Here is a 6,985-nt window from a genome sequence, read left to right as displayed (position 1 = left end):
CCGCCGATCAGGAACCACCGTGCGCCGTCGATGGTCCGGGACAACGCGATGCCCGCCACCCCGAAGGCCAGGTGCACCAAGTTGGGCAGGATCGAGACGTTGAACAGGCCCAGCAGCAGCGCACCGGAATGATGCCCGGCCCAACTGAGCGTGTCGTAATGCGGGGTGAGACCCGGAATGAAGCCACCCACGCCGACGATCGGGAACACCGCTCCGACCGCCAGGGAAGCCATCTGCACCGGTGTACGCCGGTGATGGTGGAGGTGCGCTTGACCGGGTGCGCCGGTCCCCGGTTGGTTGTCATGGCCCGATCACCCGGGCCCGGCTATCGGTCACAATCGGGTCGACGTCGCACCGACCGCTGGTCAGAGCTATGCGCAATTCCGGCTCGACGAAGCCCACCATGCAGGCTGCGTCGCCTTGGTGAATTTCCATACCGGGATAAGCCGTGACGTTTGGATCGGCATCGGCTGGAGCCGGTGCGACGATAGCCCCGACGACGATCGCAATGGCGGCCGCGAATAACCACAAGTTGCGACGTGGCTTTTTCATGATCCGCACCGTCCCAGCCGCCATTCGAGGCGCGTCGGCGGCAATTCACACCGGCGTTTATGCCATCCGGTCGCGGCCGATTACCCGCTCACCGGGCAGCCAAACTGCGGTCGAGCGGTCAATCACGCACAGCTCCCACCACCCCGGTCATCAAGTAGGACGTGGCCCGGTGCGGGCGTGGCCGGCAAGCGAACATGGTTTGAGCGCAAGACGTCCGAAAAACGAAAGCTTCGAGGCTGACGAGTGCCGAGCACAGCCGAATTGCACGTCGCTACTGGAACTTTGTCGGTTGATGTCCTGTAACGATGTCTCGTTTCAGCTGCCGCCCACCCACCGTCGTAGTAGTATCTCAAGCAGGTTGAGTTAACAGCTGACACTCGCGGGTCACGACGGGTCGGACGGCTGTCGCTCCCGCGCTCAACACCCAAACTTGATGGGCGCCAATACATGAATGCTTCGCCGAGAAGTGACTTCCAGGGAGAATCCCGCTACCGCTATGTGGTCGACTGCGCGGGTGCGCGGTTACACGTTTATGCGCGCAGCATCGCCACCGTTTTGCGCGTCGACGGAGAGATTGACGCGTCGAATGCCGACTCCCTGGCCAACGAAATTCGCCGGTTCGCCCGGATGAAAAGCCCGCTGATCCTCGATCTCAGCAATGTGGAGTTCTTGGGGATCGACGGATTCCGGGCGCTGCTCAGGCTCAACCACGAGCACGAGCAGGCGCGACTGCACTTCACCGTTGTTACCGGTCGGGCCCTGCGACCGTTGTTGCGTCTGGTCACCAATCACGGCCTCAACGTCGTCGATTCGGTCCCCGAGGCGCTGCAGATGGTCAACGATGTCCTTGGCGCCCGCAGGAACTTACTCGCCGGCCTGGCCCGCCTTCGTCAGCCGGAGCAGGGTGCCTATCTGGCCCGGGCGGCCGGAGACGCCTGACGGCTGCTGCGGCAGCCCGAGTGATCGGAGCCTGATTTGACGCAGCACGGCGAGAATGGCCGCCACTTTCCGTATTACTACGACCCGCGACTTGCCCCCCTCTGGTTGCCGTTCCGATGGCCCGGCAATCAGGGTGTGACGTTGACCGAAGACGGACGTTTCGTTGCGCGATACGGACCTTTGCGGGCCCAAGCACCGCTGTCGCAGGTCCAAGATGCGCACCTGACCGGCCCGTACCGGTGGTGGACGGCGGTAGGCCCGCGATTGTCCTTCGTCGATGACGGGCTCACGTTCGGTACCAATGCCCGAGCAGGGGTGTGCATCGACTTCGATCCGCCGCTGCACCGCGTGTTGGGTTTCCGCGATCATTCGGCACTCACCGTGACGGTCGCGGATCCGGAGGGCCTCGTTGCGGCACTCAACGAAGCTCGGCCCTGAACCCGCGCATCGCTTGGATAAGACCGGAAAAGACCCGGTGCGCGGCCGCGAGGTCGCCATCGGGTAGTTGGGTCAACGCGGTGTGGGTGTGGGTGTTCAACGGCTGAAAAAAGGACCGAGCCGTGGCCAGTCCGGGCTCGGAGTAACGCAGCACTACCTTGCGCCGGTCATCGGGATGAGTCTCGCGCCGAATATGACCAGAGTCGATCATTCGATCAACCAGGTAGGTGATCGCCGCGCTGGACATACCCATGCGTTGGCTGAGGTCACCTGAAGTCATCGGCCGTCCAGCCGTCTCGGCGACCAGAATGTGCAGCAACGCGCGAAAGTCGCTGGGCCGCAGGTCGTGAGACATCGCGAACAAGCGGCCGATCTGATCGGACTCGGTCGACAACTCCCGTAGATCGGCCGCAATCAGCGACTCCAGTGCGTCCCGACTGGAGGCGTGCTCGTCGGGTTCCATAACTGTGTGCAGCATATCCGTAAACAACGCATCATTTCAGTTAGTTAACCGTTAATCGGCTGAACTATTTGCCACTGCCGCGCTGGCCGGCGTTGTCAGTTTGACCTGGCCGAACCCGCCAGGCGCCCACTGCTGGACCACCGAAGGAAGCGGCCTTCGTCTGGCGATCGGGTGAATCGTTCAGTAAATTAACTTTTAAGATCGTGAATGAGGAGGGCAGCCGGTGTCACCGCCACGAAGCACAGCCGACGGAGTTTCCGCACGCCCTCGCGGGGTTTTGACGCGCCAACTGCCGGGTATGTCGGCCCGTGTTTGAAGTGTTCGAGCAGGCGGCTGCCCAGCCGCCCACGAGGGGGTGCGGGGCCACGGTGCGTGCTTTTTCGGTGAGCCCTGCAGCCGATGTGCTGCCGATCGACGGCGGTTGGGCGGTCCCCGACGACTTCGACGCGTGGCGTTCCAATGTCCGCCGGGCCGTGCTTGCCGATATGACCCAGTTCGTTGCCGCGCGGCGTGCGGAGCTGGACGGCGCCAGCATCGATGCCGCCGGGGACATACTCATGGAGTTCATCTCCGGGGGCAAGTGCCTGCGGTCGACGTTCATGTATCTGGGTTGGCGGTGCGGTGCGCCCCCCAACCGGGCGGCGCTCGCTGCGTGCGCCAGCTTGGAGCTGTTGCACGCCTTCGCGCTCCTGCAAGACGACGTCATGGACGATTCGCCCGAGCGGCGCGGCCGGCCGGCCGCTCACCTGCAATTCGAGTCTTGGCACCGGGAGCGCGGGTTGTCCGGTTCGGCGCGGCGGTTCGGTGAATCATGTGCCATTTTGCTCGGGGATCTGTGCCTGATTTGGGCGGAACAGATGTTGCGGGAAAGCGGCGTGGATCCGCAGTGCCTACAGCGCGCGTGGCCGCGATACGACGCCATGCGCACCGAACTGGCCATCGGCCAGTTCGCGGACCTGACCAGTGACGCTCGCCGCCAGCCGTCCTTGGACACGGTGCTCGACGTGGCCCGGCGCAAGTCCGGCAACTACACCGTGCGCCGTCCGCTGGAGATCGGTGCCGCGATGGCCTATTGCGACAACCACACGCTGGCCGGTCTTGGCCGCTACGGCGCGGCCGTCGGGGAAGCCTTCCAGCTGCGGGATGACATCCTCGGCGTCTTCGGCGCCCCGGCGGTGACCGGTAAGCCGTGCGCCGGAGACCTGCGGGAACGTAAAGCGACCAGCGTCGTCGTGGCCGCCCAGGAGCGGGCCGACGCGGCCACCCGCCGACAACTAGCCGTGCTGATGGCCACCGATGACCTCGACGACGAGGCACTGGAACGCTGGAAGTCGTTGATCGAAGCCACCGGAGCGGTACAGCATGTGGAAACCATGATCCGACAACGTGTTTCGTCGGCGAAAGAGGAGTTACGGCAGTTGCCGATAGACGATTCCGTACGTTCTGCCCTGGCAGGCATGGCGACCGCCTGCACCCAGCGGGTGGTATGACCGTGGAGCCGAGTTGAAGATGCGTACCATCCGCGGACGCGGCGATCGGGTCGTGGTGATCGGCGCCGGATTGGCCGGCCTGTCCGCTGCACTGCACCTAGCCGGCCGGGGACGTGAAGTCACCGTCGTCGAGCGTCACCCATGGCCAGGCGGACGTGCCGGGCGCCTCGATATCGGCGACTACCGAATCGACACCGGACCGACCGTGATCACGATGCCCGACATCATCGACGACGTGTTCGCCGCCGTCGGCCAAAACCGATCCGACCGCTTGGAGTTGCTGCCGGTGGATCCGGCCTATCGCGCCGAATTCGCCGACGGCAGTGCGCTGTATGTGCACAGCGACGCCGATCGGATGAGCGCCGCCGTCGAGGAATTCGCTGGGCCGGCCCAGGCCGCGGGCTACCGGCGGCTACGGCAGTGGCTGCAGCGGCTGTATCGCACCGAGTTCGACGGCTTCATCGCCGCCAATTTCGATTCGCCGCTCTCGCTGCTGACCCCGTCACTGGCGCGACTCACCGCCATCGGCGGCTTCCGCAAGTGGGACCGGATGGTAAAGCGCCACCTCACCGATCCGCGCTTGCAGCGAGTGTTCACCTTCCAATCGCTGTATGCCGGTGTGGCGCCGCGGGACGCCCTTGCCGTCTACGCCGTCATCGCCTATATGGACACCGTTGCGGGTGTGGTCTTCCCGCGGGGCGGTGTGCGAGCGCTGCCCGATGCCCTGGCCGCTGCGGCCGCCGATGCCGGAGTTCGGTTCTGCTACAACGCTTCTGTGACCGAGTTGGAGCACGGCGGTGGTCACGTCAGTGCGGTCCGCACCGACCAGGGGGACCGCATCGACTGCGACGCCGTGGTGCTGACCACCGAATTGCCGCAGACCTATGCCTTACTGGGCCGAAAGCCGCGTCGCGTGTTGCCGGTACGGCCGGCACCGTCAGCCGTCGTCGCGCATGTGGGCTGCCAGGCAGCACCCGACACCGCTCATCACACGATTCTGTTCGGGGATGCCTGGGACCAGACTTTCTCCGACATCATCGACGAAGGCCAACCCATGCGGGACCCCTCGCTGCTGGTCACCCGACCCACTGCCAGCGATCCCACGTTGGCTCCGGACGGTAATGACTTGCTGTACGTGCTGGCACCGGCACCCAACCTCGACCGAGGTCGCGTCGACTGGGACACGGACGGAAAACGCTACGCGGACACCATGCTTGATCGCGTTCAACAGCGACTGATGCCGGGGCTACGCGACCACGCAGAGTTGCTCGAGGTGGTGACACCGGCGGACTGGGCCCGGCAGGGCATGGCGGCCGGTAGCCCGTTCGCCTTGGCGCACACGTTTTTGCAGACCGGGCCGTTCCGCCCAGCCAACATGGTGCGCGGCATCGACAATGCGGTTCTTGCCGGTGGTTCCACCGTGCCCGGAGTCGGGGTGCCCACGGCCCTCATTTCCGGACGGCTGGCCGCGGACCGCATCACCGGCATCGCCGACCGATCCACGACGCGGCTCGATATGAAAGCCAGGTTGCCATGATCCGCAGCGAGTTGGCTGCGGCCGGAATCGACGATCCGCGGTTACGCGACGGGTATCGGCGGTGCCGAGAGGTCAACGCCGCGCACGGCCGCACCTTCTTCCTGGCCACTCGGCTGCTCGCGCCCGATCAGCGCCCGCCGATCCATGCCCTGTACGGATTCGCCCGTTACGCCGACGACATCCTGGACGACATCGACCCGCGCTTGGGCACCGACGTCCGCGCGCAGCGGCTGCAGGAATTCTCCGACCGGTTCTTCGGCGCGGTGTGCGGTGGCGCCGGTGACCGCGACGATCCGATCATCACCGCGGTCACCGACACCGCACGCCGCTACGGCATCGGCCTGGAGTTGTTCGAGGACTTCCTGACCTCCATGCGGATGGACCTGACCGTCACCGACTATCCCGACCGCGACGCGCTGAACCTGTACATGCGTGGCTCCGCGGAAGCCATTGGGCTGCAAGTACTGCCGATCCTGGGCACGGCGGTGCCCGAAGAGGAGGCGGCACCCCGGGCAGCCGCGCTCGGCAGAGCATTTCAGCTGACCAACTTCCTGCGCGATGTCGACGAAGACTTGGTGCGTCAGCGGGTGTATCTACCCGCTGACGAACTGGCCGCACACGGAGTGGACCGCGACCTGCTGATGTGGTGTCATCTGCACCGTCGCAGCGATCCGCGGGTCCGCGACGCCTTGGCCGCCCAACACGAAATCGCTCGCGCCACTTATCGTTTCGCGGCCGCCGGTATCGCCATGCTGGCACCGCGGTCGCGGCCGTGCGTCGCCACGGCGGCGGCGTTGTACGCTGAGATCTTGGACTGCATCGAGGCAAGCGACTTCGCGGTGTTCGGTCGCCGGGCCGCCGTGGGCAAAGCCCGGCGACTGCAGGTGGCCGGTGTCGGATTGGTGCGCGCATGGCGAGCACGAAAAGCGGCCGCATGACCGATCGCTGGCAATATCTCCTGGTGCTGGCCGCGTGCCTGGCGATCACCGCGCCGCTGGAGATATTCCGCCCTGGCGTCTACCGGCAGTGGCGTCGGCTGCTGCGGGCGGTGGTACCCGTCGCGCTGGTGTTTCTGATCTGGGATGAGATCGCGGTCGCCGCGCACGTGTGGAAGTACGACTACGCCTACCTCACCGGCTGGAACATCCCGTTTCGGGTGCCGATCGAGGAAGTGCTGTTCTTCCTTGTGATTCCGATCTGCGGTCTGCTGACGTACAACGCCGTGAACGCCATCATGGACCGGGTCAACCGGCGATGACGGGCCTGGGTTACACGGTGCCGGCCGTACTCGCTGTCGTCGCGGTGTGCGCCGCAGAACTGGCTGTGCTGCATACCGGTTTGTTCCGGCGCCCGGCATACTGGCTGTCTATGTTGATCGTGCTCGGTTTTCAAATACCGGTCGACGGGTGGCTGACCAAACTCAGTGCCCCGATCGTCATTTATGACGATCACCACATCACCGGTGTGCGTTTCCCGTTCGACATTCCGATCGAAGACTTCCTGTTCGGCTTCGCTTTGGTGACCGCGGTCCTGCTGCTCTGGGAACGGCAACGTGCGCGTCGGTGA

The 6,985-nt window shown here is 65.1% G+C and carries 10 protein-coding genes; 7 read left to right on the top strand and 3 right to left on the bottom strand.

What is annotated here, in order from left to right:
• On the bottom strand, window positions 1–233 hold a 233-nt coding region (locus A9W95_RS19355), incomplete at its 3' end, for a DUF4383 domain-containing protein (protein ID WP_156746290.1).
• Window positions 234–300: 67 nt separating this feature from the next.
• Window positions 301–552, bottom strand: a complete 252-nt coding sequence (locus A9W95_RS19350) for a hypothetical protein (protein ID WP_156746289.1) — start codon at window positions 550–552, stop codon at window positions 301–303.
• Between the two features lie 447 nt (window positions 553–999).
• On the opposite strand from A9W95_RS19350, the gene A9W95_RS19345 reads away from it, so the two are divergent.
• Together A9W95_RS19345 and A9W95_RS19340 are read left to right on the top strand one after the other, a co-directional pair.
• On the top strand, window positions 1,000–1,491 hold the full coding sequence (locus A9W95_RS19345; RefSeq protein WP_082983198.1) for an STAS domain-containing protein: 492 nt from the start codon (window positions 1,000–1,002) through the stop codon (window positions 1,489–1,491).
• 36 nt (window positions 1,492–1,527) lie between these two features.
• Window positions 1,528–1,929 carry a hypothetical protein gene (locus A9W95_RS19340; protein WP_067416375.1) on the top strand — a complete coding sequence of 134 codons (402 nt, stop codon included), beginning with the start codon at window positions 1,528–1,530 and terminating at the stop codon, window positions 1,927–1,929.
• Here A9W95_RS19340 and A9W95_RS19335 read toward each other — a convergent pair.
• Window positions 1,910–2,407 carry a MarR family winged helix-turn-helix transcriptional regulator gene (locus tag A9W95_RS19335; protein WP_067416372.1) on the bottom strand — a complete coding sequence of 166 codons (498 nt, stop codon included), beginning with the start codon at window positions 2,405–2,407 and terminating at the stop codon, window positions 1,910–1,912. The genes A9W95_RS19340 and A9W95_RS19335 overlap by 20 nt on opposite strands.
• 470 nt (window positions 2,408–2,877) lie before the next feature.
• Here A9W95_RS19335 and A9W95_RS19330 point away from each other — a divergent pair, with 470 nt between their 5' ends.
• From A9W95_RS19330 to A9W95_RS19310, 5 genes are read left to right on the top strand one after another with little or no spacing between them, the layout of a single operon-like run.
• Window positions 2,878–3,882 carry a polyprenyl synthetase family protein gene (locus A9W95_RS19330; protein WP_082983199.1) on the top strand — a complete coding sequence of 335 codons (1,005 nt, stop codon included), beginning with the start codon at window positions 2,878–2,880 and terminating at the stop codon, window positions 3,880–3,882.
• 19 nt (window positions 3,883–3,901) lie between these two features.
• Complete coding sequence (gene crtI / locus A9W95_RS19325) at window positions 3,902–5,419, top strand: phytoene desaturase family protein (protein ID WP_067416369.1); 1,518 nt, start codon at window positions 3,902–3,904, stop codon at window positions 5,417–5,419.
• Window positions 5,416–6,357, top strand: coding sequence for a phytoene/squalene synthase family protein (locus tag A9W95_RS19320; RefSeq protein ID WP_067416366.1), 942 nt, complete (start codon window positions 5,416–5,418; stop codon window positions 6,355–6,357). Before crtI ends, A9W95_RS19320 begins: the two co-directional genes overlap by 4 nt.
• A complete protein-coding gene (locus A9W95_RS19315; RefSeq protein WP_067416363.1) occupies window positions 6,354–6,677 on the top strand; it encodes a lycopene cyclase domain-containing protein in 324 nt (107 codons plus the stop codon). The genes A9W95_RS19320 and A9W95_RS19315 overlap by 4 nt, the downstream gene beginning before the upstream one ends.
• Entirely contained in the window at window positions 6,674–6,985 is a 312-nt protein-coding gene (locus A9W95_RS19310; RefSeq protein WP_067416359.1) for a lycopene cyclase domain-containing protein, read from the top strand. The genes A9W95_RS19315 and A9W95_RS19310 overlap by 4 nt, the downstream gene beginning before the upstream one ends.

The organism is Mycobacterium sp. 1423905.2 (genome assembly GCF_001673155.1).
GTDB lineage: Bacteria > Actinomycetota > Actinomycetes > Mycobacteriales > Mycobacteriaceae > Mycobacterium.
The sequence above is the reverse complement of the archived record's forward strand: the minus strand, read 5'-3'. Positions and strand labels throughout refer to the sequence as shown.